Annotated in this window: 22 protein-coding genes; 10 read left to right on the top strand and 12 right to left on the bottom strand. The window is 68.8% G+C overall.

What is annotated here, in order from left to right:
- Positions 1-4: 4 nt before the first annotated feature.
- From HS109_14175 to HS109_14155, 5 genes are all read right to left on the bottom strand, one after another.
- On the bottom strand, positions 5-775 hold the full coding sequence (locus HS109_14175; protein ID MBE7523517.1) for a sulfotransferase: 771 nt from the start codon (positions 773-775) through the stop codon (positions 5-7).
- Positions 772-2271, bottom strand: a complete 1500-nt coding sequence (locus HS109_14170; protein MBE7523516.1) for an FMN-binding glutamate synthase family protein — start codon at positions 2269-2271, stop codon at positions 772-774. The genes HS109_14175 and HS109_14170 overlap by 4 nt, the downstream gene beginning before the upstream one ends.
- Positions 2272-2400: 129 nt before the next feature.
- A complete protein-coding gene (locus tag HS109_14165; GenBank protein MBE7523515.1) occupies positions 2401-3381 on the bottom strand; it encodes an EamA family transporter in 981 nt (326 codons plus the stop codon).
- Positions 3382-3396: 15 nt separating this feature from the next.
- Entirely contained in the window at positions 3397-3984 is a 588-nt protein-coding gene (gene mog, locus HS109_14160) for a molybdopterin adenylyltransferase (protein MBE7523514.1), read from the bottom strand.
- A gap of 5 nt (positions 3985-3989) precedes the next feature.
- Complete coding sequence (locus HS109_14155) at positions 3990-4529, bottom strand: DUF615 domain-containing protein (GenBank protein ID MBE7523513.1); 540 nt, start codon at positions 4527-4529, stop codon at positions 3990-3992.
- Between the two features lie 81 nt (positions 4530-4610).
- Here HS109_14155 and pmbA point away from each other — a divergent pair, with 81 nt between their 5' ends.
- From pmbA to HS109_14140, 3 genes are all read left to right on the top strand, one after another.
- Entirely contained in the window at positions 4611-5996 is a 1386-nt protein-coding gene (gene pmbA / locus HS109_14150) for a metalloprotease PmbA (protein ID MBE7523512.1), read from the top strand.
- Complete coding sequence (locus HS109_14145; protein ID MBE7523511.1) at positions 5996-7669, top strand: hypothetical protein; 1674 nt, start codon at positions 5996-5998, stop codon at positions 7667-7669. The genes pmbA and HS109_14145 overlap by 1 nt, the downstream gene beginning before the upstream one ends.
- A 221-nt stretch (positions 7670-7890) precedes the next feature.
- Positions 7891-9006 carry a TRAP transporter substrate-binding protein gene (locus HS109_14140; protein ID MBE7523510.1) on the top strand — a complete coding sequence of 372 codons (1116 nt, stop codon included), beginning with the start codon at positions 7891-7893 and terminating at the stop codon, positions 9004-9006.
- Between the two features lie 291 nt (positions 9007-9297).
- On the opposite strand, the gene HS109_14135 is transcribed toward HS109_14140, so the two are convergent.
- Both HS109_14135 and HS109_14130 read right to left on the bottom strand, forming a co-directional pair.
- Entirely contained in the window at positions 9298-11103 is a 1806-nt protein-coding gene (locus HS109_14135) for a TRAP transporter large permease subunit (GenBank protein ID MBE7523509.1), read from the bottom strand.
- The gene (locus HS109_14130) at positions 11100-11690 is read right to left on the bottom strand and encodes a TRAP transporter small permease subunit (GenBank protein MBE7523508.1); all 591 of its coding nucleotides are present in this window, start codon (positions 11688-11690) and stop codon (positions 11100-11102) included. The genes HS109_14135 and HS109_14130 overlap by 4 nt, the downstream gene beginning before the upstream one ends.
- Before the next feature lie 191 nt (positions 11691-11881).
- On the opposite strand from HS109_14130, the gene HS109_14125 reads away from it, so the two are divergent.
- From HS109_14125 to HS109_14095, 7 genes are all read left to right on the top strand, one after another.
- On the top strand, positions 11882-13129 hold the full coding sequence (locus HS109_14125; protein ID MBE7523507.1) for a serine hydroxymethyltransferase: 1248 nt from the start codon (positions 11882-11884) through the stop codon (positions 13127-13129).
- 209 nt (positions 13130-13338) lie between these two features.
- Positions 13339-13827 carry a transcriptional repressor NrdR gene (gene nrdR, locus HS109_14120; GenBank protein ID MBE7523506.1) on the top strand — a complete coding sequence of 163 codons (489 nt, stop codon included), beginning with the start codon at positions 13339-13341 and terminating at the stop codon, positions 13825-13827.
- A 95-nt stretch (positions 13828-13922) separates the two neighbouring features.
- Positions 13923-14990: a bifunctional diaminohydroxyphosphoribosylaminopyrimidine deaminase/5-amino-6-(5-phosphoribosylamino)uracil reductase RibD gene (ribD, locus tag HS109_14115; GenBank protein ID MBE7523505.1), complete on the top strand. Its 1068-nt coding sequence runs from the start codon at positions 13923-13925 to the stop codon at positions 14988-14990.
- Positions 14990-15613 (top strand): riboflavin synthase, encoded by a 624-nt coding sequence (locus HS109_14110; protein MBE7523504.1) that lies wholly within the window; start codon positions 14990-14992, stop codon positions 15611-15613. Before ribD ends, HS109_14110 begins: the two co-directional genes overlap by 1 nt.
- Positions 15614-15632: 19 nt before the next feature.
- The gene (locus HS109_14105; GenBank protein MBE7523503.1) at positions 15633-17141 is read left to right on the top strand and encodes a CoA-acylating methylmalonate-semialdehyde dehydrogenase; all 1509 of its coding nucleotides are present in this window, start codon (positions 15633-15635) and stop codon (positions 17139-17141) included.
- A gap of 493 nt (positions 17142-17634) precedes the next feature.
- Positions 17635-17982 (top strand): type II toxin-antitoxin system RelE/ParE family toxin, encoded by a 348-nt coding sequence (locus HS109_14100; GenBank protein ID MBE7523502.1) that lies wholly within the window; start codon positions 17635-17637, stop codon positions 17980-17982.
- Positions 17979-18311 carry an XRE family transcriptional regulator gene (locus HS109_14095; GenBank protein MBE7523501.1) on the top strand — a complete coding sequence of 111 codons (333 nt, stop codon included), beginning with the start codon at positions 17979-17981 and terminating at the stop codon, positions 18309-18311. Before HS109_14100 ends, HS109_14095 begins: the two co-directional genes overlap by 4 nt.
- A gap of 324 nt (positions 18312-18635) precedes the next feature.
- Here the strand turns inward: HS109_14095 and HS109_14090 are convergent, their stop codons facing one another.
- From HS109_14090 to HS109_14070, 5 genes are all read right to left on the bottom strand, one after another.
- Positions 18636-19406: a hypothetical protein gene (locus HS109_14090; protein MBE7523500.1), complete on the bottom strand. Its 771-nt coding sequence runs from the start codon at positions 19404-19406 to the stop codon at positions 18636-18638.
- A 148-nt stretch (positions 19407-19554) separates the two neighbouring features.
- Positions 19555-24120 carry a PQQ-binding-like beta-propeller repeat protein gene (locus tag HS109_14085; protein MBE7523499.1) on the bottom strand — a complete coding sequence of 1522 codons (4566 nt, stop codon included), beginning with the start codon at positions 24118-24120 and terminating at the stop codon, positions 19555-19557.
- A 22-nt stretch (positions 24121-24142) separates the two neighbouring features.
- Positions 24143-24757 (bottom strand): hypothetical protein, encoded by a 615-nt coding sequence (locus tag HS109_14080; protein MBE7523498.1) that lies wholly within the window; start codon positions 24755-24757, stop codon positions 24143-24145.
- Positions 24757-25818 carry a PilW family protein gene (locus tag HS109_14075; protein ID MBE7523497.1) on the bottom strand — a complete coding sequence of 354 codons (1062 nt, stop codon included), beginning with the start codon at positions 25816-25818 and terminating at the stop codon, positions 24757-24759. Before HS109_14075 ends, HS109_14080 begins: the two co-directional genes overlap by 1 nt.
- A gap of 1 nt (position 25819) precedes the next feature.
- A complete protein-coding gene (locus HS109_14070; GenBank protein ID MBE7523496.1) occupies positions 25820-26287 on the bottom strand; it encodes a pilus assembly protein PilV in 468 nt (155 codons plus the stop codon).
- Between the last annotated feature and the right edge of the window lie 6 nt (positions 26288-26293).

Below are 26293 nucleotides of genomic sequence, written 5' to 3'. Positions count from 1 at the left end.
CAGGTCAGCTGCGCCAGTCGGAGAGGTCCCAATCCAGCAGGCCTTCGAGGTCGCGCAGGTCGTCGTCGTACATGGCGCGCACCGTGCGCCGGTCCTCGGGGGCGATCGGGGCTGCGTAGACACCGACGTTGCGCCGTTGCCCCTCGACCTCGTCCATCGGCTCGACGCCGACGAACGCCAGCACATCGGCGACGGTGCCGGCGGGATCGTCGTCGAGCCGGTCGCTGCGCAGGATCAGCGTCTGCTCGCGCGGGAACAGGCTCCAGAGGCGGCGAATCTGATGGGCGTAGAGGCCGCGCGAGAAGTAGGAGACGCGCTGGGCCTGGTCGGGATCCGCCGTGCGCATGCGCTCCTGCTCGACCCGGAGGGCGTCGACGAATCCCAGCTCCTCGGTGCCGCGCGAGCGCATCATGTTCCAGTGCGAGTACGCGCGATCGACCGGGTCGCGCAGCAGCACGATCCAGCGCATTGCCGGGTTGTAGGCACGGATGCGTTCCGGCGCCCGCGGCCACCACAGGTAGCTCGGCGTCGCGTCGAAGAGCGTCGTGCCGGGTTCCGCGCCCGCGAAGTACGCCTGCTCGTAGGTCGAGACGGGCTTCCCGCCACGGCGGAAGTTCCGCTCGTCGTCGAACCAGTGCGCCTCCTTGCCCATCGCGATCGTGAGCTTCGGGTGGTCGACGATCATCCAGGCGAGCGCGGTCGTCCCGGCCTTCTGCGCGCCTCCGATGACGAACCCGACGCGCTGCGGGCCGGACTCGGCGGACGCCGTCGTCACGCCGCCCTGCCTGCTGCGGCGGGCGGCATCGGGTAGAGCACGTCGAGCGCGATGGTGCCGCCGGTCGGCTGCACGAGGCGCACGTGTCGGCGCTCCAGTTCGCGCGCGTGCCGCACGCCGCAACTGTGCGCGATCATGTCGATCTCCCGGTTCATCGCGGTGGCGTAGTTCGCCACGCGCTGCCACTTCTCCTCGACGACGAGCCCGCGCTGGAGGCGCGGGTTGTGCGTGGTGATCCCGGTCGGGCAAGTGTTGGTCTGGCAGCGCAGAGCCTGGATGCAACCCAACGCGAACATGAAACCGCGCGCCGTGTTCACGAAATCGGCGCCGCAGCACAGCGCCCACGCGGCGCGCGCCGAGGTGACGAGCTTGCCTGACGCGATGACGCGGATGCGCGGCTTCAGTCCCGCGGCGACGATCGCATCGACGACCCTCGGTAGCGCCTCGTCGATCGAGAGTCCGACGTGGTCGGCGAGCGCCTGCGGTGCCGCGCCGCTGCCGCCTTCGCCGCCGTCCACCGCGAGGAAATCCGGTGCGGAATCGGGCCCGCGCGCGAGGATCCGCTCGCACAGCTCGTTCGCGAAGTAGCGGCCGCCGACCGCGGTCTTGATGCCCACGGGCTTCCCGGTCAGGTCGCGGAGCCACGCGACGCGATCGAGCAGGTCGTCCATCGTCGCGATGTCGGGGTGGCGATTCGGGCTGATCGAATCCTTGCCCGGGGAAATGCCGCGGATGCTCGCGATGAGCGGAGTGACCTTGCCGCCGGGCAGCACGCCGCCCTTGCCGGGCTTCGCGCCCTGCGAGAGCTTGATCTCGAAGGCACGAACGGACTCACGCGCGGCGATCTCGCGGATCTTGCCGAGGTCGTACTCGCCGTGGGCGTCGCGCACGCCGTAGCGCGCCGTGCCGATCTGCATGATCACGTCGCAGCCGCCCTCGAGGTGGAACGGCGACAGCCCGCCCTCGCCGGTATCGAGCCAGCAGCCCGCGGTGTGCGCGCCACGCGAGAGCGCCCGCACCGCGGGCTCGGAGATGGCGCCGAAGCTCATGCCGCTCACGTTGACGACCGAGCGCGCGAGGTACGGAGTGCGGCAGGAGCCCTCGCCGATCGCGAGCGGCGGCGTCGGCAGGCGGTCGGACTCGAGGACCGGGAACGGCGCATTGACGAAGATGAGCGCGCCGGGCGCGTGCAGGTCGTAGGTCGAGCCGAAGCCGATCAACCCTCCCTCGTCCTTCGCGAGCCGGTAGACCCAGGAGCGTGTCGCGCGATTGAACGGCATCTCCTCGCGGTCGTTCGCGAAGAAATATTGCCGGAAATATTCGCCCAGTTCCTCGAACCAGTAGCGGAACCGTCCGATGACCGGGAAGTTGCGCAGGACCGTGTGCTTCTTCTGCGTCACGTCCTTCACGAACATGACGAAGAGCCCGCCGACGAGGACGATCGCGACGAGCGTTCCCAATCCCGCTTTCAACAACTGCAGCCAGTCGAAGTCCATGTCGCCTCCCCCTGCAGTGCAGGGCCGCGCGCATCTTACCGCGCCGGGCGGTGGGCGAGGCGCCTCACGAGGCCGGCGAACACCGGAAATCGGACGGCGCGCTCGCCGGGGCGATGACGACCCGCGACCTCAGGAAGGGCTTCGGGCGAGCAGGACGGCCGCCGCGAGGATCAGCGCTCCTCCGGCGAGCTGGATCGGCTCGACGCGCTCCCCGAAGAGCGCCGCGGCGAGCGCGACGGTGACGACCGGTTCGATGGTCGAGAGCGTCGAGGCGCGCGTGGGACCGACGCGTGCGAGGCCCGCGAAGAACCAGGTGATCGCCGCGACGGTCGAGACCAGCGCGATCGCGATCGCCGCCGTCCAGCCGATCGCGCTCGCGGGGAGGCTCGCGCCCCGGGCGAGCGCGATCGCCCCGAACACGAGTCCGGCGCTCGCGATCACCACGGTGGACATGGCGAGCGGATCGACGCGCGACGCCACGCCCGTGGAGGCGACGATGTAGATCGCGTAGACGAGGGCGGCGAGCAAGCCGAGCGCCACCCCTGCCGGATGCGCGCCCTGCGCGGTGCCGGAGAGTGTCGGCCCGAGCGTCAGGGCGAGGCCGCAGAGCGCGATGGCGATCGCTGCGACGCTGCGCCGCGCCAGCCGCTCCTGGCCGCGCACCGCGGCGAGGACCGCGACGATCGCCGGATTGAGGTAGAGCAGCAGCGCCACGAGCCCTGCAGGCGCGAGTTCGAGCGCCGAAAAAAAGGTCGCCGCCTGCGCGGCGTAGCCGATTCCCCCGAGCGCGACGAGGATCGCCAAGTCGCGTCCCCGTGGCCAGCGGACGCGCAGGACGAGGCCGAGCGCGATGAGGAACGCGCCGGCGATCGCGAAGCGCACCGCGAGCAATCCCGTCGTGTCCGCGCCGTCCCGGGTCGCGAATCGCGCGAAGATCGCCATTGCCCCGAACGCCGTGGCGGAGGCGACGACGAATGCGGTGCCCGAGTAGCGGTTGTCAGTAGTCAGTTGACAGTTGGCAGAGGCGCCGGAGTCTTCGGTGGCGGCGCATCGAGCGCCTTTGCGACATCGCTGTCGACCAGGAGTCAGGCCGACGGGTTGTCTCGTCATCGGGGGGGGGCCACCTCACGCCGCGGGCGGTCGCTCTCCGGACTTGGGACGGAACGCCTTGCACACGGCCGGTTCAGTCTCGACGTAGGGTCCGCCGATGAGGTCGAGGCAATACGGCACGGCGGCGAAGACGCCGTGCACCAGGACCGCGCCATCGTCGCCGCGGACGCCTTCGAGCGTCTCGCGGATCGCCTTCGGCTGGCCGGGCAGGTTGAGGATCAGCGTGCGTCCGCGCACCACGCCCGCCTGGCGCGACAGGATCGCGGTCGGCACGAAGCGCAGCGACACCTGGCGCATCTGCTCGCCGAATCCCGGCATCACGCGGTGCGCGATCGCGAGCGTCGCATCGGGCGTCACGTCGCGCGGTGCGGGGCCGGTGCCGCCGGTGGTGAGCACGAGGTCGCATCCGATCACGTCCGCGAGGTCGACCAGCGTCCGTTCGATGACCGGCTGTTCGTCGGGGATGAGGCGCTTCTCGGTGCGAAACGGCGTGACCAGAGCGCTGGCGAGCCAGGATTCGAGCGCGGGCAGGCCCGCGTCCTCGTAGACGCCGCGAGAGGCGCGGTCGGAAACGGAGACGAGTCCGATCGTGAATGTGGTCATGGGAGTCAAGCGTCGCCGTACGCGCGACGCAGGGTGCGGAAGAGGTCGCGAAACGCGCGCGTGGACTCGCCGCGCGCGCGTTCGGCATGCGCGGAGGCGATCGCCTTCGCGATCACGGCGCGATCCGCCTCCGGATGTTCGTGCACGAACGCGTCGAGAGCGTCCGCCTCGTCCAGCAGACGCTCGCGCCAGCGCTCGATCGCGGCGAAGCGCGCCTTCTCGGCCCGTGGCACGCTGTCGAATCGCTCCAGCGCCTCGCGGATCGGTGCCGGATCGACCTCGCGCATCAGGCGCCCGATGTACTGCATCTGGCGCCGGCGCGCCTCGTGCCGGGTGATGCCGCGGGCGAGCGTGATGGCGTCCACGAGCCGCTCCGGCAGGTCGAGCGACGCGAGCCGGACGGGATCGAGGTCGACGAGCGAGACGCCGAGGTCCTGAAGCGAGGCCATCTCGCGCTTCTGGCGGGTCTTCGACGGGCGCGGGCCGTCCCGGCCGTCGGTCGGAAGGTCGTTCGAGGCGTTCGGGCGGCGGTATGCAGGCGTCATGGGCGTCGGGGGCTTTGCTATGATAGACGACCGCACGTACGCGGAGCGCCGCGACGTTCCCGTCGCGCGCGAAATCTCCCGATGAACGCGCCCCCGCCCTTCGACCGGACCCGCGATGCCGATCTGGCAACGGGGGGCCGCTTCCCGGTGCCGACTGCGGAACTCGAGCGCGTCGCGGCGCAGGTGCTCGACGTCGCGCGCCGGGGCGGCGCCAGCGCCGCCGAGACCGACGTCTCGCAGGGCGTCGGCCAGAGCGTGACGGTGCGCAAGGGCGAGGTCGAGACCATCGCCTACAACCGCGACAAGGGCATCTCGGTCACCGTGTACCTGGGAGCGCGGCGCGGCAACGCGAGCAGCGCCGACTTCTCCGACGACTCGATCCGCGACACGGTGGAGAAGGCCCTCGCGATCGCGAAGTTCACGGCGGAAGACCCCTGCGCGGGCCTCGCCGACGCCGACCGCCTCGCGCGGCACTGGCCCGATCTCGACCTGTTCCATCCGTGGGATCTCGGCATCGACGAGGCGATCGACCTCGGTCGCGCGGCAGAGGCGGCGGCGCTCGCGGTCGACCGGCGTCTCGTCAACTCCGACGGCGCCTCGGTGTCGCGCGGCGAGAGCGAATTCGTCTACGCGAACTCGCGCGGTTTCCACGGCGGCTACCGCAGTTCGCGCCACCACATCGACGCCTCGGTGATCGGCGAGGACGAGAACGGCATGCAGCGCGATTTCTGGTACAGCGCCGCGCGCTCGCCCGACGACCTCCAGGAGGCCGCCGAGGTGGGCCGCATCGCCGGCGAGCGCACCGCGCGCCGGCTCGGAGCGCGTCCGGTCGCGACGGTCGAGTGCCCGGTCCTGTTCGAGGCGCCGGAAGCCGCCGACCTGATCGGCGCGTACGTGCAGGCGGTGTCGGGCGGCAGCCTCTACCGCAGGAGTTCGTTCCTCGTCGATTCGCTCGGCAAGGAGATCTTCGCGCCCGGGGTGACGATGGTCGAGGAGCCGCACCTCGCTCGGGGGCGCGGCAGCGCGCCGTTCGACGCGGAGGGGGTGGCCACGGCACGCCGGATCGTCGTCGATCGCGGTGTCGTGAACGGCTACTTCCTCGGCAGCTACGCTGCGCGCAAGCTCGGGATGCCCACGACCGGCAATGCCGGCGGCAGCCACAACCTCGTCGTGTCGCACGGCGACGACGACCTCGCCTCGCTGATGAAACGCATGGGCCGCGGCTTCCTCGTCACCGAACAACTGGGGCACGGGGTCAATGCGGTGACCGGCGACTACTCACGCGGCGCCGCGGGGTACTGGATCGAAGGCGGCGAGATCGCGTACCCGGTCGAGGAGGTGACGATCGCCGGCAACCTCCGCGACATGTTCCGCCGCATCGTCGCCATCGGCCGCGACGTCGACCGCCGCGGCTCACGCCACGTCGGCTCGATCTTGATCGAGCGGATGACGGTCGGAGGACGGTAGTGGCCACCCCGCAGCGCGCGCCGGTGGGGCCTTCGCGCAGTTTCGGCAATCCGCTGGTCGCCTGGGTCCGGCGGCTGTCCGATCCGCTCGCGAGCGCGGCGCACGCGGAACGCTGGATCGCGGATCTTCCCGGCGGCGACGTCCTCGCCACGCAGAAGGAAGCGCTCGAACTCGTCGCCGGCTTTCCCGGCTCGCGGCGCGACGTCGGACCCTCGCAGGTCGAGGCGCTCCTGCGCATCGACGCGCGGCTCGAGTCGGCGCTCGCGCAGATCACGCGTCAGTACACGGCGAACTACCAGAAGAGTTCGTCGGTCGAGTCGCGGCTGTGGCATGCAGCGTTCGATCTCGTCAAGGCGTTCATCACCGCCTACCAGCTCGCGCTGAAGGCCGGCTATCCGCGCGCGGACCACCGGCGCTGGCGCGCGATCCTGCCGTGGGTGCTGGTGCGTCTCGCGCACCATCGCGGGCTCGATGGACGCTATCGGCTGTTCCGCTACAGCCACTGGATTCCCGCGCAATGGCGCGATTTCCACGAACTCTACGAGTTCGCGCGGATGCGCAACCTGCAGCGCGAACAACTGGTGCTCGGCGGCGGAGGTTTCGCCCAGCCCGGCATCACGCTCGAGCAGGAATACGTCCAGACGCTCCTCCTGATGCGGCTCGATTCCGGCAATTTCACGCCCGACCAGGTGGAGTGGGTCGCGAAGCAGGTCGCCGACTGGGCGCCGACGCTCACGCTCGTGCCGCCGCCTGGCGAAGGCGCGGGATTCTACGTCGACTTGACCGGCGCACAGGGGCTGCGGCGTCGCGACAGGCCCGCGGTCGGGGGGCGCCTGCTGTTCCTCGACCTCGCGCCGGTGTATGCGCGCGTCGTCGAGCGGATGCGCTGGCTGCCCGAGCAGGACGACGCCGCGCCGGAGCCCGGCGACCTGCCGCCGCGGGAGCAGCGCCTGCTGCTGATGCGCCTCGCTTCCCTCTACGGCCCGGACGCGATCGCTCAGGCGCCGCGCGCCGAGCGCTTCCGCACCGAGGCGCAGGTGCGGGTCGTCACCGGTTTGCCCTCGCTCACGCGCGCGATCGCCGAGATCGACAAGCTGCCCGACCAGGCGCGCATGCCCGGCGTCGCCGCTGCGTACGACGAGATCACGCAGATGGTGAACCCGGTGGCGAATCCGGAGAGCGTCGCGCGGCGCATCCGGGGCGCGACCTGGACGATGACCGACCGCAGCGAGACCGGATGTCGGCTGCTCGCGCCGGCGAAGGAAGCGCCGGCTCGCCTCGGTGAACTGGTCGCGATCCAGGACGCCGAGCGCTGGACGCTCGCCGTCGTCCGTCGGATGCAGCGCCAGCAGGTCGACGAGATCACCGTGGGCGCGGAAGTAATTGCGCGGCGGATGGTCCGCGTGCTGCTGCGCAGTTGGAGCGCGCCCGCGGACGGTGCGCGCCAGGCGGCCGACCGCCCGTTCTTCGGGGTCTACCTGCCGGCCCATGCGGACAATCGCCAGTCCGCGCAGCGGAGCCTCATCGGTCCGGACGACAAGTTCGTGCCCGGGGGGATGATCGAACTCGACACCGGGAACGCCCGCTACCTGATCCGCTTCACGCAGATGCTCGAACGGCAGTCGGGCTGGGCCTGGGGGCTCTTCAGCGCGGTCCGCAAGCTCGGATCCTAGGATCGCACGGGCGAGGTCGCGCAGCGCGCCGATCCTGCGCACATGCGAGCCGCGGGTATCGGGCCATCACATTTCGGCACCAAAGTGGCGCAGATCGCCGTCCGTCACGGGTGCTCGAAAATTCATGGCATTTCGGCCAGCAGCCCCCTAGAATCCACGGGCTGGTCGCCGGGGGCTCCCTCGACGCGGCCCGATACCCGAACATACCCTTGGAGGAGATGATGGAACGTCGTTCGTTTCTGAAGCATTCCGGACTGGCGGGCATCCTCGCCGCCGGCTCGGCTCCTGCGTTCGCCCAGGCGCCGACGATCAAGTGGCGCTGCGCGTCGAGCTTCCCGAAGTCGCTCGACACGATCTTCGGGGCGGCGGAAACAGCCTCGAAGGCGCTGGCGGAGGCCACCGGCGGCCGATTCCAGATCCAGGTGTTCGCGGGCGGCGAAATCGTCCCGGGCCTGCAGGTCGCCGACGCCGTCCAGAACGGCACCGTCGAGTGCGGCCACACCGCGCCTTACTACTACATCGGCAAGGACCCGACGTTCGCGTTCGGTACCGCGATTCCGTTCGGCCTGAACCAGCGCCAGTTCGACGCCTGGTGGTACTTCGGCCAGGGCCGCGAGCTCTACAACGAGTTCCTGAAGGAGTACAACATCCACTCGGTGCTGTGCGGCAACACGGGCGCGCAGATGGGCGGCTGGTATCGCAAGGAGATCAAATCGGTCGCGGACCTCAAGGGCCTCAAGATGCGGATCGGCGGCTTCGCGGGCCAGGTGCTCACGAAGCTCGGCCTGGTCCCGCAGCAGCTCGCCGGCGGCGACATCTACCCGGCGCTCGAGAAGGGCACGATCGACGCGGCCGAGTGGGTGGGCCCGTACGACGACGAGAAGCTCGGCTTCAACAAGGTCGCCAAGTACTACTACTATCCCGGCTGGTGGGAAGGCGGCCCGGCGCTGCACATGTTCGTGAACGCCGCGAAGTGGAACGAGCTCTCGCCCGAGTACAAGGCGTCGTTCAACAACGCCTGCGCCGAGGGCAACACCTGGATGATGGCGAAGTACGACGCGCAGAATCCGGCGGCGCTGCGCCGGCTCGTGGCGGGCGGTACGCAGCTTCGTCCGTTCCCGAAGTCGGTGATGGACGCCTGCCACGCGGCGGCCGTCGAGCGCTACGCCGAGGAGAGCGCCAAGAACCCGAAGTGGAAGAAGATCTACGACAACTACTCGGCGTTCCAGCGCGAGCAGATCCTCTGGTTCCGGGTGACCGAGAACACCTACGACAACTACATGGCGACCGTCGGCGGCCTGAGTGTGCGGGCGAAGGCGCCCGCGAAGAAGAAGTAGTAGCAGTCGCCCTTCACCGCAGACTCGAAGGCCCGCGGATGCGAATCCGCGGGTCTTTTTCATCGGATCGCCGCCTCCAACGGAAGCCTGCCCTGCAACGATTCCCGGCGCCGTTGTGCGTTGCGCGCAGGTTCGGCTTCAGCCGAACGCCTTTCGCTTCGATGCGGCGAACCCCGTCGGGCTCGAGCCCGACCCACAAGAGTCGCCGCCGACGCGCCGCCAACATCGTGGGGCCGATCATTGTGGGTCCGACTTCAGTCGGACGCCTTTCGCTTCGATGCGGCGAACTCGTTACTTCGCCTTCAGCGCATCCTCGAGCGCCTTGTTCGCGTCGTCCGCCGACGGCGGCACGATCGCCTCGTCCTGTCCGGCCGCGGGCGGCGCGTTCAGGTCGCCGGACGGCGCCTGGTCGTCCGACGGCGCATCCTCCGCGGCTGGCGCATCGCCGTCGGCCGGTGCCGGCGTCCCGTAGTCGACGCCCGGGATGACGACCTCGATCTTGGTGGGATCGACCATGCTCGCGTCGTCCTTGTAGACCATCACCATCTGCGGGAACAGGATGACCAAGCCGACCATGATCACCTGGATGACGACGTAGGGCACCGCGCCCCAGTAGATCTGGCCGGTCGTGATCGGCGCCATCGTCTGCTTGGTGACCTTGTCGACGTACTCCTTCGCCGGCGCGACGCTGCGGAGGTAGAAGAGCGCGAACCCGAACGGCGGGTGCATGAACGAGGTCTGCATGTTCACGCCGAGCAGTATGCCGAACCAGATGAGGTCGATGCCGAGCTTCTCGGCCACCGGGCCGAGCAGCGGGATCACGATGAACGAGAGTTCGAAGAAGTCGAGGAAGAACGCGAGCAGGAAGACCAGGATGTTGACGACGATGAGGAAGCCGATCTGTCCGCCGGGGAGACTCGTCAGCAGATGCTCGACCCACTTGTGGCCGTCGACGCCGTAGAACGTCAGGCTGAACACCCGGGCGCCGATCAGGATGAAGAGGACGAACGACGAGAGCTTGGCGGTCGTTTGCATTCCCTGCACCATCAGCTTCATGCTCAGGCGCCGGCGCGAGATCGCCATCACGAGCGCGCCCGCCGCGCCCATCGCTCCACCCTCGGTCGGCGTCGCGACGCCGAGGAAGATCGTGCCCAGCACGAGGAAGATCAGCGCGAGCGGCGGGATCAACACGAACGTGACCCGTTCCGCCATGCGCGACAGCATCCCGAGGCGGAGCATGCGATTGGCCACCGCCGCGATGAACGCGACGCCGAAGCCCACCGAGATGCAGAGGACCAGCCGTTCGTCGGTGGGGGTCTCCGGCCTCAGGCGGTCGAAATAGAACACCCAGAACGCGAAACCGGCCGCGACCGAGAGGATCGTGAGCACGAGGAGCGAACGGGTGCCCGGCGCGCCGTTCGGTTCGGTGAGCGTGCGCGCCTCGGGCGGGAGCGCCGGCGCCCATTGCGGCTTGAAGATCGAGACCAGCATCGCGTAACTCGCGTAGAGTCCCGCGAGGACGATCCCGGGGATGAACGCGCCGGCGTACATGTCGCCGACCGAACGGCCGAGCTGGTCGGCCATCACGATCAGCACCAGCGAAGGCGGAATGATCTGGGCGAGCGTCCCCGAGGCGGCGATCGTCCCGGACGCGAATCGGCGGTCGTACCCGTAGCGCAGCATGATCGGGAGCGAGATGAGCCCCATCGAAATCACGCTCGCCGCGACGACGCCGGTGGTCGCCGCGAGCAACGCCCCCACGAAGATCACGGCGTACGCGAGACCGCCGCGCACCGGACCGAACACCTGCCCGATCGTCTCCAGCAGGTCCTCGGCCATGCCGCTTCGTTCGAGGATCAGGCCCATGAAAGTGAAGAACGGCACGGCCAGCAGCGTGTCGTTCGACATGATCCCCCAGAGGCGCTCGGGCAACGCGCCGAAGAGCGCCGGGGACAGCAACCCCAGTTCGATGCCGATGAGCCCGAACATGATGCCGTTGGCGGCGAGCGCGAACGCGACCGGATACCCCAGCAGCAGGAAGACGACGAGCGCCGCGAACATCAGCGGCGCGAGATTGGCGGCGAGGAAGGCGGTCATGCGCTCTCCCCGCGCTGGCGCAGGATTTCCTCGGCCAGCTCTTCCTCGGCGGAGCGCTCATGGAAGCGCTCGGTCGGGTCGGGCCCGAGCCCGCGCAGGAACGCGATCCGCTTGATGAGTTCGGAGACGCCCTGCAGCAGGAGCAGCGTGAAGCCGATCGGCACCAGGATCTTCGCTGGCCACAGGATGAGCCCGCCCGCGTTGGGCGATATTTCACCGGACTCGATCGCCTGCTGCGCCCACGGGAGCGATTCGTAGAGGATCAGAATCGACATCGGGATCAGGAAGAAGACGGTCCCGAACACGTCGATCCAGGTCTGCACGCGCTTCGAGTACCGGCCCGCGATCACGTCGATGCGGATGTGCTCGTTGCGAAGCAGCGTCCAGCCGGAGCACAGCAAAAATATGGCCGCGAAGAGATACCACTGGATCTCGAGGAAGGCGTTCGAACTCATGTCGAACACCTTGCGGATGATCGCGTTGCCGGCGCTGATCACGACCGCCGCGAGGACGAACCACGTGACCCAGCGTCCGACCCGCTCGTTCACGGCATCGATCGCCCGGGCGAGGGCGAGCAGGGCGTTCATGGAGGCTCCTTCGTCCGTCGACCGGAGTGTCGTGCCACCAGCGGGGGAACGCGTTCCCGGCGCTCGCGCGGCCGTGCATTATAGGGGCATTCCCCGTGGCGGTGGGCGCTGATTTGCAGGTGGGCGCCACGCCGGAGAGACCCTCCCTCCCGGGTGGTAGAATCGCCCCTCCCGCCTTGCACATTGACCCCATGTTCGATCGCTCCCGCACGCTCGCGAAGTCGGATCCCGACCTGTGGGCGGCGATCGTCGCCGAGAACCGGCGGCAGGAAGCGCACATCGAGCTGATCGCCTCCGAGAACTACGCGAGTCCCGCGGTGCTCGAGGCGCAGGGATCGCAACTCACCAACAAGTACGCCGAGGGCTACCCCGGCAAGCGCTACTACGGCGGCTGCGAGTACGTCGACATCGCCGAGCAGCTCGCCATCGACCGGGCCAAGGCGCTGTTCGGCTCCGACATGGCCAACGTCCAGCCGCACTCGGGCGCGCAGGCCAACCAGACCGCCTTCTTCGCGGCATTGAAGCCGGGCGACACCGTGCTCGGGATGAGCCTGCCCGACGGCGGCCACCTGACGCACGGCTCGCCGGTCAACCAGTCGGGCAAGTGGTTCCACGTGGTCGCCTACGGTCTCCATCGGGACACCGAACTGATCGACTACGACGCGGCCGAGGCGCTCGCCCACCAGCACAAGCCGAAGCTCGTCATCGCCGGCGCGTCCGCGTACTCGCGCGTCATCGACTGGAAGCGGTTCAAGGCGATCGCGGACGGCGTCGGCGCGAAACTGATGGTGGACATGGCGCACTACGCGGGGCTCATCGCCGCCGGCGTGTATCCGTCACCGGTCCCGCACGCCGACTTCGTGACGACGACCACCCACAAGACGCTGCGCGGTCCGCGCGGCGGGATGGTGCTCGCGACGGCGGAGCACGAGAAAGCGGTCAATTCGGCCCTGTTCCCGGGCCTGCAGGGCGGGCCGCTGATGCACGTGATCGCCGCGAAGGCGGTGGCGCTCGGCGAAGCGCTCGCGCCCGAGTTCAAGACCTACCAGAGACAGGTGCTCGACAACGCCCGGGTGCTGGCCACGGTGCTGCGCGACCGCGGCTTGCGGATCGTGTCCGGCGGCACCGACTCGCACATGTTCCTCGTCGACCTGCGGCCGAAGAAGCTGACCGGCAAGGAAGCCGAGGCGGCGCTCGCCCGCGCGCACATCACCGTCAACAAGAACACGATCCCGAACGATCCGGAGAAGCCGTTCGTCACCTCGGGCATACGCATCGGCAGTCCCGCGATCACGACGCGCGGCTTCCGCGAACTCGATTGCGAGGAACTCGGCCACCTGATCGCCGACGTGCTGGACAAGCCCGACGACGAAGCGACCGCGGTGCGCGTGAAGGCGGGGACGGCGGTGCTGACGTCGAAGTTCCCAGTTTACAGTTGACAGTTGTCAGTTGGCAGTAGCGTCGGTGTCTCCGGTGGCCGCGCGTCGAGCGCGGTGAACGGTCGTGCATGTCGGCCCAACGCCTGGCCCGCGCTCATGCCGCGATCGCCGCGTTTGCCAGATCCCGACACCGTCGACCGGCGCTGAATGCGCCGCCACCGGAGATTCCGCCGCACTGTCAACTGTCAACTGTCAACTGACTCCTGAACATGAAGTGCCCGTTCTGCAACAGCGCCGACACGCAGGTGATCGACTCGCGGGTGTCCGACGCGGGCGACTCGATCCGTCGCCGCCGGCGCTGCATGGCCTGCCAGAAGCGCTTCACGACCTACGAGACGGTCGAGCTCCGGCTGCCGCAGGTCGTGAAGAGCGACGGATCGCGCGCGGACTTCGACGAGCACCGCATCCGCGTCGGCTTCCAGCGCGCGCTGCACAAGCGCCCGGTGCCCACCGAATACGTCGACGCGTCGATCCAGCGGATCGTCCACCAGGTCCTCGCGCTGGGCGAACGCGAGATCCCGGCGCGCCAGATCGGCGAACTCGTGATGGACGAACTGCGCAAGCTCGACAAGGTCGGCTACATCCGCTTCGCCTCGGTGTACCGGTCGTTCCAGGACGTCGCCGACTTCCGCGATGCGATCCGCGAGGTCGAGATGCCCGCGCGGCGCGGCAAGCGCAAACCGGGGGCCGAGCCGTAGCCCGGAGCGGGTTCCGGCTCGGATCCCGATGGTGATCCAACCGTAGAGGCGGGCAGATCACGACTCCGACTCCGATCGAGATCGACCGCGCGATGATGGCACGCGCGCTGGCGCTCGCCGCGCGCGGGCTCTACACGACGACGCCCAATCCGCGGGTCGGTTGCGTGATCGCGCGCGGCGATGTCGTGCTCGGCGAAGGCTGGCATCGGCGGGCCGGCCTTCCGCACGCCGAGGTCGAGGCGCTCGACGACGCGCGCGCGAAGGGCCACGACGTCCGCGGCGCCGTCGCGTACGTGACGCTCGAACCTTGCGCCCACGCCGGACGCACCGGTCCGTGCAGCGAAGCGTTGATCGCCGCCGGCATCGGTCGCGTGGTCGCTGCGATGCGCGACCCCCATCCCACGGCGGCGGGCGGGGCAGAGCGATTGCGCGCGAAGGGCATTCCGGTGGAGTTCGGACCTGGCGAGGCCGAGGCGCTCGTCATGAACCGCGGGTTCGTGTCCGCGGTGACGCGCGGATTGCCCTGGGTGCGGACCAAGCTCGCGGCGAGCCTCGACGGCCGCACCGCGCTCGCCAACGGCACGAGCCAGTGGATCACCGGCACTGCCGCGCGCGCCGACGGGCATGCCTGGCGCGCGCGCGCCTGCGCGATCCTCACCGGCGTGGGCACGGTGCGGGACGACGACCCCGAACTCACCGTGCGGGCGGTCGAAACGCCGCGCCAGCCGCTCCGTGTGATCGTCGACCGTCACGGCGAAACGCCACCCGGGGCGCGCGTGCTCGCCGGCGGGCACGCCCTCGTCGTCACGGCGGGCGGCGGCAACGCGCATTGGCCACGCGGCGTCGAGACGATCGAACTGCCCGACCGCGAGGGGCGGGTCGACCTTCCCGGGCTGATGCGTGCGCTCGCCTCGCGCGGCATCCGCGAACTGCACGTCGAGAGCGGTGCGCGGCTCAACGGCGCGCTGCTCGCCGCGGGCCTGATCGACGAGGTCCTGGTCTATCTCGCGCCGTCGGCGATCGGCGACCCCGCCCGCGGCATGTTCGACCTGCGCGAAGGGCTCGGGTCGCTCCGCGATCGGGTCCGCCTCGCGTTCGAATCGGTCGAGCGCGTCGGCGAGGACCTGCGTATCGTCGCGCTCGTCCACAGGGAAGGAAGCTGATGTTCACGGGCATCGTGCAGGCGGTCGGCCGGATCACGTCGTCGGAGGCGCGCGCCGGCGCGCGCAGGCTCGTCGTCGATGCCGGAACGCTCGATGCCTCCGATGTCGCCATCGGCGACAGCATTTGCGTGTCGGGTTGCTGCCTCACCGTGGTCGAAGTCACCCGCGGGCCGGGCAACCCTCGATTCACCTTCGACGTGTCGGCGGAGACGCTTGTGTGCACGACCGGTCTCGCCGGCCGCGGCGAGGTCAACCTGGAGAAGGCGCTGCGGCTCGCCGACCGCCTCGGCGGCCACCTGATGACCGGGCACGTCGACGGCGTGGGCACCGTCGCGTCGTTCGAGGCGGCGGGCGGCGGCAGCATGACGCTCGCCGTCGATGCCCCTGCCGCGCTCGCGCCCTACGTCGCGACGAAGGGATCGGTCGCCGTCGACGGCGTCAGCCTCACCGTCAACGGGGTCTCTCGTGCGCGCTTTCACGTGAACCTGATCCCGCATACACTGGCCGTGACGACGCTGGGCAGGCTCGCCGCCGGCGCCCACGTCAACTTGGAAGTCGACCTCATCGCGCGCTACGTCGCGCGCCGGGAAGAGTTTCCCGGGCAGGCGTTCGCCCGCCCCTGATCGCGCACTGGAGAAGACCATGGACCTTTCGACGCTGGAGCGGTTGCCGATGTGGATCGCCGGCCGCGCGCACGCCCCGACGACCACCCGCTACGGCGAGGTCACCAATCCCGCGACCGGGCACGTCGTCCGCCACGTGCCGTTCGCGAACGCTGCCGACGTCGATGCGGCGGTCCGTTCCGCCGATGCGGCGTTTCCCGCGTGGCGCGCGATGCCGCCGTTGCGCCGCGCGCGCATCCTGATGCGGTTCCGCGAGCTGATGGACGCGCACCGCAAGGACCTCGCGAAGCTCGTCACGCAGGAGCACGGCAAGACGCTCGCCGACGCGGAGGGGTCGATCACGCGCGGCATCGAGGTCGTCGAGTTCGCGACCGGGATCCCGCATCTCCTCAAGGGCGAGCACAGCGAGAACGTCGGCACCGACGTCGACACCTGGTCGATCCGCCAGCCGCTCGGCGTGTGCGCCGGCATCACGCCGTTCAACTTCCCGGCGATGGTGCCGATGTGGATGTACCCGATCGCGCTCGCCTGCGGCAACACCTTCGTGCTCAAGCCCTCGGAACGCGATCCGACGCTCGCGCTGCGCATGGCCGAACTGCTGAAGGAAGCGGGCCTGCCCGACGGCGTGTTCAACGTGGTCCATGGCGACAAGGAATCCGTCGACGCGCTGCTCGCGCATCCGCTCGTGCGCGCGGTGTCGTTCGTCGGTTCCACGCCGATCGCCCGCTACATCTACGAAACCGGCGCGCGCCACGGCAAGCGCGTGCAGGCGCTGGGCGGCGCCAAGAACCACGCGATCGTGCTGCCCGACGCGGACCTCGACTTCACGACCGAGGCGATCATCGGCGCCGGTTACGGCTCGGCGGGCGAGCGCTGCATGGCGATCTCCGCGGTCGTCGCGGTCGGCGACGCGGGCGATGCGCTCGTCGGCAAGCTCGCCTCGCGCGCGAAGCGCATCGCCACCGGCCCCGGCGATGCGGCCGGCACCGAGATGGGGCCGGTGATCACCTGCGCCGCGAAGGACCGGATCACCGGCCTGATCGACAAGGGCGTCGCCGAGGGGGCGAAGCTCGTGCTCGACGGGCGGCGTCCGTCGATCCCGGGACACCCCGACGGCTTCTTCGTCGGCCCGACGCTCTTCGACCACGTAGAGCCGTCGCACGCGATCTACCGCGAGGAGATCTTCGGGCCGGTGCTCTGCGTCGTGCGTGCGGAATCGCTCGACGACGCGATCGCGCTCGTCAACCGGAATCCCTACGCGAACGGCGCCGCGGTGTTCACCCGGTCGGGCCATGCCGCGCGGGTGTTCCAGCAGGACTGCGAGGTCGGCATGGTCGGCGTGAACGTGCCGATCCCGGTGCCGATGGCGTTCTTCAGTTTCGGCGGATGGCGCAACTCGCTCTTCGGCGACCTGCACGTCCACGGCATGGACGGCGTGCGCTTCTACACCCGCACCAAGGTGATGACCGCCCGCTGGCCCGACGACGGCAGCGCCGCGCCGGGGTTCCACATGCCGGTCATGGGCTGAGAAGCTGTGAATGAACCCTGCATCCCCGCGTTGACCGCTGCCGCGCCACGCATTCGGGAGCGCGCTGCGTCGGCGGCGTGCGGCCGCGGGCAACTCTGCGAGCCGCGGCGTCCCGGGGTGCTGGCGGGTGTTGCGCCCCTTGCGTGGGCTGTGAGCCCGCGCTGCGGGGCGCGCCTACGCCAGCACCCCGGGACACCCCGTCGCGGGGACGCCGGATTCGTTCGCGGCTTCTGAGTCTTCGATCGGCCTTGGGGCGGCGAAGTTCGATCTGCAAGTTGTCGCGCCCGCGAGCGGGCACGATCGTCCACATCGTCTCCTCCGCGTAACGCTTCGTCCGGACGAGGCTCGATCGCCGGCGTCCACGCTCGGCGTCGATGCGTCGGCCTGTGATCGGCATCGGCCGAACGACCTATCGGCGTCGGCGCACCGAAGCTCGATACTTTGCGCTTGACTCCCCACCACGGCATGTATAAGATTTTATACGTGCGAGGCCGTGCGCGACGAGAAGGAAATCCGCTGGATCGGATCCTCGTACGTCGATCTGCTCGCGTTTCCGGACGACGCCCGCCGGAACGCGGGCTTTCAGCTCGGGAAGGTACAGGCCGGACTCGAGCCCGATGACTGGAAGCCGTTCGAGGAAATCGGACCCGGAACGCGCGAGATTCGCATCCGCGAGGTGGAAGGCGCATTTCGCGTCCTCTTCGTCGCCAGGTTCGAGGAAGCCGTGTACGTCCTGCATTGCTTCCGGAAGACCTCGCAGCGGACCAGTTGGCGCGACAAGACGATCGCCGCGACGCGATACCGCGCCGTCGTCGGCATGAGGAAGGTGCCGCCGCGATGAAGATTGATACCGGGGTTCGCCATGTCACCGCGCCGGATGCGAATCTGTTCCTCGAGCTCGGCTTCTCGCCGCGGGAGGCCAGGCGCCTTCATTCCGCCTCGCGCCGGCAGATCGAGGATGCGCGCCGGCTGAAGGAGCAGCTGATGGACGAGCTTTCGGCCTGGATCGCCGATCATGGGCTCCGTCAAGTCGATGCGGCGGCGATCCTGATGATCTCCCGACCGCGGGTATCCGACGTCGTGAATCGGAAGACCGCCAAGTTCACGATCGACGCGCTCGTCGAGATGCTGAGCCGCATCGGCAAGCGGGTGAGGCTCGCAGTCGGTTGATTGGATGGACGCCGGGGCGGGTCGCCCGGCGCAGCGTCCGCGCGTCGTCGCAGCCTTCCCGAGAGGATGAGAACTCGAGCGCCATCCGGAAACAGGCACGGGAGTGTCGGCATCGTTGAGTGGCAGGCGCGCGATCCGTCGGCTCAATCGAACCTCGACCCATCCGCGAAGCGCATTGCGGCCACGGTGCATGGTGACATCCGGAGCCTCGCTTTGCTCGTTGGGGGACGTCGAGCCTGACCCTGCTTTCCTCGATGACGGCGGTGCTTCTCCCATACACCGAAGGCCGAGCCCCCGACCCTGCCTGCCGCGCGTTCCCCGCGGTCATTTCGCGGGTTCCCGCGCCTCTGCGCGTTCTTCGTCGCGCCTCGCGCGATCCTCCGCGGCCTCACGCATCGCGCGGGCGGCCTCTGCTGCGTCGCGCGAAAAGTCGATCTCGAGGGCGACCCAGCCGCGGACCGGCTTCAACTCGTCACGCGCCGGCTTGTCGACGATGCGGTCGAGGCGAGGAAGCACCCACTCGACGAGTTCCGGCGGGCCGTCGAGCGCTTCTCGGTCGATGACCTTGCCTTCCTCGTCGACGCCGAACCAGAGCAGGACCCGACCTTCGATGCCTTTCGCGAGCACGTCCAGCGGATAGCCCAGCGCTTCGGGCGATTTCAGGATCACCGGGTAACGCGGTTCGCCGGGATATTCGGCGGCAATCCGGCGATCGATCCGCTCGTCGAGCGCCGCGCGGTTGCGCGTTTCGAAGAAGGCGACGCCCTCCGCGAGCACCGGGGGCTCGAAGAACGACGCAGGCAGGTCGACGCTCCGCGGCATCGCGGCCCAGGGTGCGGGTTCGGGGGCGGGCGCGGGAGCGCTGGGCTCAGGAGCGCGTGCCGGGGGGGCTGGTGCCACTGCTTGCGCGGTGCGGACGACCGCGGGAGGTGGCCTCTCGGGCACCGCGGGCGGCGCGTGCGACACGAGCATCGCCTGGATCGGAAGGGCGATCGCACCGGGCGTCGCCGCGGCCGGCGCGCGCGCCAGCACCGTGGCGACCGCCGCGAGCGCGAGCGCGTGGATCAGCGCGGACGCGGCGAAGGCGCCTCCCACCGGCGGCCAGTCGATGCCGCCCGCGGGGCGAGACTCGAACTCAGGGGGAGGGGTCGGAGTCGATCTCATGTCGTCGCTGCAAACGACGACGGCCGGACGCATCCGCCCGGCCGCCGCTCGTCTCGCGGGCGCGACGCGCCCGGGTCGGTCAGTGTCCCATCAGGCGCCACGACATCCGATGATCGCCGGACAGTGTCCCCTTCTTGAGCGAGATGTACATCGTCTTGCCGTCGGTTCCGAGCGTGATCGCGAGTTTCAGCGTCGGGTCGTTCGGCGTCTCCGAGTACAGGTTCACGAGTTCCATGCCGACCGCACCCTCGTCCACCTTGACCGACGCGACCGGGTTCCCGCCGCTGTCGACCAACTGCGAGTCGGCGTGCGGGAAATCGCGGACGTAGATGTTCGCCGAGAGTCCTGGCAGGCACTCGTTCTCCGGTGGCAGCGACCCCGCCCATCCGAGGACGTTCAGCTCGGCGGCGATCGGGGCGATGATCCGTTCTCCCACCGGCAGGTCCATGTACCAGCCTTTCACCGACAGGCCGGACATTCCGGCCGTGCTGCTGGAGCTGATCGACGTGAAGTCGCCGTCGGTCCTCGGCTTGTGCGGCAACCCGGCATCGTTCATCTTGAGCGCCGTGCCGTCGCGGATCACGTACATCGTCTGCACCTGGCTGCCGTAGGTGAGGAGGTCGTCCTCGTGCAGCAGGCGCCCGGTGCCGACCATCACGTAGCGGTCGACGCCATTGGCGAAGTCGACCTCGATCTGCGGGGCCGTCGTTACCGACTGTGCAGTGCTGTCGGTGCTGGTGAGCGTCGCGAGCTTCTCGACCTTCCAGTTCCCGGTGTCCGCGGACGAGATGTCGAAGCGCCAGACGTTGCCCAGCAGGTCGCCGCCGTAGATCTGCTCGATGAACTGATTCTTGTACGTCAGCACGAAACCCGAGACCTGCGTGAGGCCGGACGGGTCGGAGGCCGAGCCCGCGGTGGTCTCGAGCGTGCGCAGCAGGTGGCCGTCGGACAGCCGCACGAAGAAGAGCTTGCCCTTGCCCGAGCCGTTGTTGTAGCCGGCGGGCAGGATCGCCACCCAGGTTCCGTCGGCGTAGGTCTTGCCGATCAGCGGCTTGCCGAACGTGTAGCCCATGTCGGAATCGGTGAACTCCCACAGGACCTTCGAGGCGGCGTCCGCCTCCGACGTGACGCTGGCCGGCTCGGTGATGTCGATCGCGTAGTAGCTCTTGCCGCCCTTGCCGACGCCGCCGATCAGGAGCGTCTTCCAGGTGCCGCCGACGTTCACGTCGACCGCTACCGGCGTCGAGTCGACGAACATCTGGTGTTTGAAGAACGGCTCCTTCTTCGCGAGCATGGCGAGCCCGGAATCCGGGTCCGAGCTGTAGACCGTGCTCGGCACGTAGGCCCAGACCTCCTGGCCGGTCGCCTCGTCGAAGGCGTGCAGCATGCCGTCGTTGCTGCCGACGTAGACCATCTTCTTGCGCGACGCATTGGCCGCCTTGAACGCCTCGTAGCCCGGGTCGGTCGCGTCGGAGTACTGGCCGCGCGAGGGGCCGACGACCACCGGCGAGCTGTTGACGATGTCGCCCAGGATCTGCGACCGCACACGGAAGTTCTTGAGCCCCGTGCCTTCGTTGCTGCGGTCGCCGCGCAGGTAGGCGATCACCTTCGCGCGCTTGGCGTTGTCGCTGCCGAGCGTGTCGCTCTGCGCGGTCGGCATGTCGCCCATCCGGAACGGCACCGCCTTCTGCGCGGACGGATCCCAGGTGATCACGTTGCGGCTGTCGAACCACGGCGTCGGATTGCCCGAGGTCGGCGTCAACTGCGCGGCGAGGGTGTCGTGGTACTTGGTGCTGATCGCGATTTCACCACCGCCGGAGGGATCGACGAGCACCTTGGTCAGCGTGCCGCCCCAGCCCGGCTCGATCGTGACGCGGTAGATGAAATTGTCGTCTTTCGCGAAGTTGACGCTCGAGAACGCCGCTCCCGCGCGTGCGGCCTGCGCGTTCTTGATCTCGTTCAGGATCGACGCCATCCCGGTCTGCAGCTCCAGCGGATCGCGGGCGTTCACGAACTGGCTGCGGCCGGCGATCGCCGCGTGCCAGAGGTCGTCGACGCCGGTGACGCCGGGGCGGTTGACGGTGGGGAACGGGGTCGTCCACTTGACCGCACCCGAAGTGATCTGGTCTTCGGTCTTCTTCGGGTTGAACGACGAGAGCACGCCTTCGGTGCCGAGCGAGAGCGCGGCGAAGTTCAGGTGCTGCCAGGTCGCCGGGTCGTTCTCGGTCGCGGGCACGTTGTTGTCCGAGACCTTGGTGGGGAGGGCAGGCGGCCGGAAATCCTTCATCCAGTAGTAGAGCGCATAGTCCGCGAGCGAATCCGCCACCGCGGTCGGGCCCTCGATGACCTTGTTCGGCCACGGGTCGCCGGGCTTGAGATCGAGGATCGACTCCGGCATCAGGTCGTCGACGCCCTTCGGCGGGATCGCCACGCCGTCGCGGTTCCCGACCAGCGCCGTCGGCTTCGCGGGCTGGTTGGTGTACCCGTCGGTGAACAGGATGTGGTAGTTCTTCTGGCAGGAGAGGTTGATCGGGTCGGTCGAACCCGAAAGTTCCGCCGACGTGCCGGACGCCGCGTTGAACCATTCGCCGATCCGGGCGACTCCGCTCAGGAGCGGGGTGTCGTTGCCCATCGGGATCGCGACGTTCGCCAGCCGGTTGTACCAGGTTTCACGCTGATTGCCGGTACCCCCCTCGAAGTCGGCCAGCGTGAGGAAGGAGGTGGCCGGCACGTTCGACAGCGTGTGGAAGCCGACGCGGAACTTGTCGGTGAGTTCGGAGAACGCGAGCGAGGTCACGGTCTTCGCCGCGAGGATCCGTGAACGATAGTAGGCGAACCAGTTCGCGTAGTTGACGAGTTCGCTCGTCGCGGGCGTCGACGAGGCCGCGTCACGCGTGATCGTGTCGCCGTCGATCAGCGTGTGCGTGATCGAGGTGCCCGGCGTGCCGTTCGCCTCGATGATCTTCTTGTTCTTGTAGTCGAGTTCGACCAGACGGAACGCCGTGTTGTCGCCGTAGTTGTCCTGCGTCGTGTTGAAGTCCGCGTCCGCATAGGCGCCCGCCTTGAAGAATCGCGGATACTTGAAGACCGACGTCTTCTCGGCCTGGCAGGTGCCGGTGCCGAAGCCGCGCCACTTGTCGTTCGTGCCGGTGGAGATCCGTGCGTTGCACCACTGGACCATCGCCTTGTAATAGTGCCGGTTGATCGACGCGTAGATCGATCCGCAGGAGCCCACGGACTTCGTGAATCGTCCCGACGGGTATTTCCAGCCGCCGGCCACGCCGTCGGAGTAGGTGAAATTGTTGCGACGGCAGACGTCGCCGTTGAGGTTCGCGTCCTGCTCGTAGGTCGTCGTGCCCAGGACCGTGCCGGGAGACGGCGTCCACGGAACCTTGCTGAACGTTCCGCCCTTGATCTTGGTGTTGCAGGCCGAGCTATCCGGATTCCAGGAACCCGTGGTCGCGCAGGCGCCCGCATGCGTGACACACCGCTGGTTCGGCCCCGGGTCGCAGGTCCTCGGCTGTGACGGATAGTTGCCTCCGCCGACCGCAACGCAGTTCAGGGCCGGCGTCGTGCAAGTCCTGCCGCAGGAATAGGTCTTGTCCACCGGGCATTTGAGGTTGCACTTCGTGCACTCGACGGGATTCCTGCACCCAAGGTCGCATCCCGGCGGGCTGCTCGGATCCTCGACCTGGGGCACCGGGCAAGTCGCGGTGCAGGTCTCGCAGGTCGGTGCTCCGGGCGCGCGCTCCGCGCTGCCGGTGCCCAGCGTCCCGTTCATCCGGTCCGGGTCGCACCAGATGGTGCGCGTCGTCGTCGCGAAGTACTTGGAATTGTCGGCGTCAGCGGCGACCTTCGCGAACGGGTAGCTGTAGTCGCCCAGCGTCTTCGGCGCGCCGTTCCCTCCGATCTCGTAGGCGAACCCGTTGATGCGGCAGTAGTCGCCACCGATCGTGAGGCCGTTGCGGTCGGCCGAACTGCCGTTCGGCAGAGTGAAGTTGCCGGCGTAGCTGGTATTGCACCAGACGCCGACGTTGACCTTGGTCTGCAGGTTCGCGTACTTGGTCGGGAACAGGTACGGGTCGGCCGGCACCTTGGTCCAGTCGGTCGTGTTGGCTGCGTTCATGTCCGGGTACGACGACCCGTCGGCGTAGAGCGGCGCCGTGTAGGTCACCGCCGGGTTGTAGAACATCGCGTTGAACGCCGAGGCCATGACGATCGGCGGTCCGTAGCTGCCGCTGCCGTATCCGGATGGGTAGGGGAAGGAGCCGGGTGCGCCGAGCACGGTCCAGGAGGGGGACGAGCCCGACATCCACGTCGCGTAGTCGTACTGCGGCACCGTCGCATTTCCCGGGCTGCCGCATTGGGTGAGGCCCGTGGAGGATCGGCAGTAGGACGTGGCCGCGTTCGTGAGCGAATCCACGACCACGTAGTCGGGCAGGAACTCGAGCTGCATCGACGTCGAGTCGTCGAGCGTGAACACGATGTTCGGATGGGCCCGGATGCTGACGTTGATCGGGCCGTCGGCGAGCGGCGTCGGCGCGGCGAGCGCGAGCGGCGTCATCGGTCCGAAGCCGATCAGGAAGGCCAGCGCCCCGGACGTCAGGCGTCGGGCGAGGCTCGGGCGGGCGGGCGAGGCGGTCATGGGGGCTCCCTGGCGCATGCGGTCAGCGCAGCATCGCCTGCGCGAAGGTCGTCGTGTTGTTCGGGCCGTCGATCCGGATGGTGACGCGGTAGAACGGCACGCGAACGAGGTCGGGCTTCTCGAGTTCCATCGCGGTCGTGGCCTCCGACTTCTTCGGCGGCGACATGTCGCAGTTCGCGGCGGTGGCCGGGCCCTCGTCGAGGCACATCCGCTCGATCACGTAGCGGACCGTGTTGCCGGCGCCGTCGGTGGTCTTCTGGAACGACCCCGGGTAGTTCGACGGCGACTCGCCCTGAAGGTGGAACGGCACGCCGGTGGCGTCTTCCTTCTCGCTCGTGTACTTGATCTCGTAGCGGAACGGATAGTAGTTGTTGTTCAGGTCCTTCTTCTCGAGGTCGATCGTCTTGGCCTCGAACATCGCGTGGATCGCGTTCTCCACGGCCCAGGTGGACGGCGGCACCGACGCCTGGCGGAAGCCCAGGTTGCCGATCACCGACAGTCCGGTGTCGACCGAGCGGACGAGCGCGATGCCGGCGATCGACATCGCCACCATCACGATCAGCGCGATGAACAGCACGACGCCGGACTGCGCGCGGCGGGGCACGGTTGGACGGGCGGCGAAGGCGGCGGTTTTCATCATCGGTTCCACATCGGATTGCGCAGCGGAACGATCGTCTCGTAGGTGCGGTAGCGGTAGTTGGCCGGCAGCGTCCCGGTGAGCGGATCGGGGCAGGCGTAGGTGGTCTTCTCCTGGGCGGTGCACGCGAAGAGCGTCCAGGTGAACGCGGGGGCGTCGCGGTCGAACTCGTCGCTGCGCACGACCATGCCGATCTTGACCGCCTTGATCCGGCGCAGGTTGGCGCCGGTCGCGGTGAGCACGCTGGCGGTCGAGTAGTTGCCCGTCGGCGGCGTCCAGGTGTCGATGGCGCCGTTGCCGTCGGTGTCCACGCCGTAGAGCAGCTTCATGTTCATGATCGACGACGACAGCGGCTGCGCGGTCGCGCCCGCGGTGACGAGATCGGTGCTGCGGAGCACGCCGTTCGACACGTCGTAGCGCACGCGCTGCGTGGTGTCCGACGGCCCGATGTTGATGATCCGCATCGTCGGCAGGAGTTCGAATCCGGAGGCCTTGCTGACCGTGAGCACGACGTTGCCGTTCGCGTCGGGGTTCGTCACCGCGGTGACCGTATTGCGCTCGCACGGGCCGTTGCCGGTGATCGTGACGACCATGTCGCCCTTCTTGAAGCCGGTCGGGCTCTGCACCGTGTAGGTCGTGTCGCCGGCGTTGGTCTTCGCCATGAACACCGAGGGCGTCACCACCGAGCGGGCGGTGCTGTAGTTGACGACGAAGCTGTCGGGCGTGTCGTCGTCCGCGCCGGGCTCGATCAGCACCGAGAACGGCCGCATCGTCGTGACCACGTTCCCGGTATCGGTGCAGGTCGCGAGGTCGTCCTGGTTCAGCATGATGCCGCTGCCGGCGTTCGCGAGTTCGCCGCCCACGAGGTACATCGCGATCATGCCGGTCTTCTGCGCGTCGCCGGCCGAGATCGTCTGGCGCTTGACGCCTTCGGCGACGGCGAAGGTCTGGTAGATGACGAGCACGGCGAGCAGCCCGATCACGACGCCCACCATCAGTTCGATGAGCGACATGCCGCGCTGCCGCGCGGCGACGACGGATGCGGACGGGCGGCGCGCCATGTCAGTTCAACCCCACCATCACCGAACTCACGAACTGGTGCGGCGACGCCTCGCCCGGAAGCTGCCAGCGGATCGTGACGGTCACGAGACTGCTGTTGGCCGACGGCCCGGCGGCGACCACGACGGTGGGCGCGAGCGCGTTGACGCCCTTGACCCCGGGCAGGCGCTCCGCGGCCTCGACGAGCGCGGTGTAGCCGTCACCGCCGGTGCCGGCGTCGCCTTCGAACGCGGTCTTGAGGTTCGCCTTGTCCATCGTCCACATCTGGCCCATCGCCGCGTTGGCGATCTGGATCGCCTCGCCCCGGTACTGCAGATCGTTGGTGTTGCGGATCGCCACCGCCTGCAGGCCGACGAGGCCCAGGATGCCGAACGCGAACACGAGCACGCCGACGAGGGCCTCGAGCAGGAACGCGCCGGACTGCGCGCGCGACGAGGAGCGGTGGAGCGGACGGGTGCGGATGCGGGCCATGGCGGC

The sequence above is a fragment of the Burkholderiales bacterium genome (genome assembly GCA_015075645.1).
GTDB lineage: Bacteria > Pseudomonadota > Gammaproteobacteria > Burkholderiales > Casimicrobiaceae > VBCG01.
This window is presented reverse-complemented; position numbering and strand designations above follow the sequence as displayed.